The 1,198-nt window shown below is 67.4% G+C and carries 1 protein-coding gene; it reads left to right on the forward strand.

Going from position 1 to position 1,198, the window contains the following annotated elements; all coding sequences use genetic code 11:
* Positions 1-1,198: condensation domain-containing protein (locus ACH4K4_RS38690; protein ID WP_398175080.1), on the forward strand; the 1,198-nt coding region annotated here is incomplete at both ends.

Below are 1,198 nucleotides of genomic sequence, written 5' to 3' on the forward strand. Positions count from 1 at the left end.
TCTGGATGTGGTGGCGTTGGAGGCGGCGTTGGGTGACGTGGCCGAGCGGCACGAGAGTCTGCGGACGGTGTTCCCGGACGTGGAGGGCGTGCCGTACCAGCGCATTCTGGAAGGCCCGGCCGGACGCCCGCCGCTCGTGGTGATCGAGAGCGACGAGGAACACCTTCAGCAGTCCCTCGCCGAGCACGTGGGACGCGCCTTCGATGTGAGCACCGAACTTCCCCTGCGCGCATGGCTGTTCCGCGTGGCTCCGTCGGAGTTCGTGTTGTTGTTGGTGGTGCATCACATTGCGTCGGATGGTTGGTCGATGGGGGTGTTGGCGGGAGATTTGCAGGTGGCGTATGGGGCGCGGCGTGTGGGTGGTGTGCCGGAGTGGGATGTGTTGCCGGTGCAGTATGGGGATTATGCGTTGTGGCAGCGTGAGGTGTTGGGGGAGTTGGATGATCCGGGGAGTGTGGTGAGTGAGCAGTTGGGTTATTGGCGTGGGGTGTTGGCGGGGGTTCCGCAGGAGTTGGTGTTGCCGGTGGATCGTGGGCGTCCGGCGGTGCCGTCGTTTGAGAGTGGTGCGGTGCCGGTGGAGGTGGGTGCGGGGGCGCATGCGGGGTTGGTGGAGGTGGCCGGGCGGGGCCGGGCGACGATGTTCATGGTGGTGCATGCGGCGTTGGCGGTGTTGCTGTCCCGGTTGGGGGCCGGGGACGATATTGCGGTGGGGACGCCGATCGCGGGGCGTGGTGATGACCGCCTTGATGGGTTGGTGGGGTTCTTCGTGAATACGTTGGTGTTGCGGGTGGGTGTGGGCGGGGATCCGTCGTTCGCTGAGGTGTTGGAGCGGGCGCGGGAGGCGGATCTGGGTGCGTATGTGCACCAGGACGTGCCGTTCGAGCGGTTGGTGGAGGAGGTGAATCCGGCGCGGTCGCTGGGGCGTAATCCGTTGTTCCAGGTGATGTTGGCTTTGGCTTCGGTGCCGGAGGCGCGGTGGGAGTTGCCGGGGTTGGTGGTGGGGGAGGTGCCGTCGGTGTCGACGCCGGCGGCGCGGTTCGACCTGTCGGTGATGCTGGGCGAGCGGCGTGACGGTGACGGTGCTCCGGCCGGTCTGGGCGGCGGGATCGTGTATGCGGCGGATCTGTTCGACCGGGAGACGGCCGAAGGGATCGCGGCACGCCTGGCCCGCGTACTGGAGCAGGTCGCAGCCAACCCG

Source organism: Streptomyces sp. NPDC017529, from assembly GCF_044329785.1.
In the GTDB taxonomy this organism is placed as follows: Bacteria; Actinomycetota; Actinomycetes; order Streptomycetales; family Streptomycetaceae; genus Streptomyces.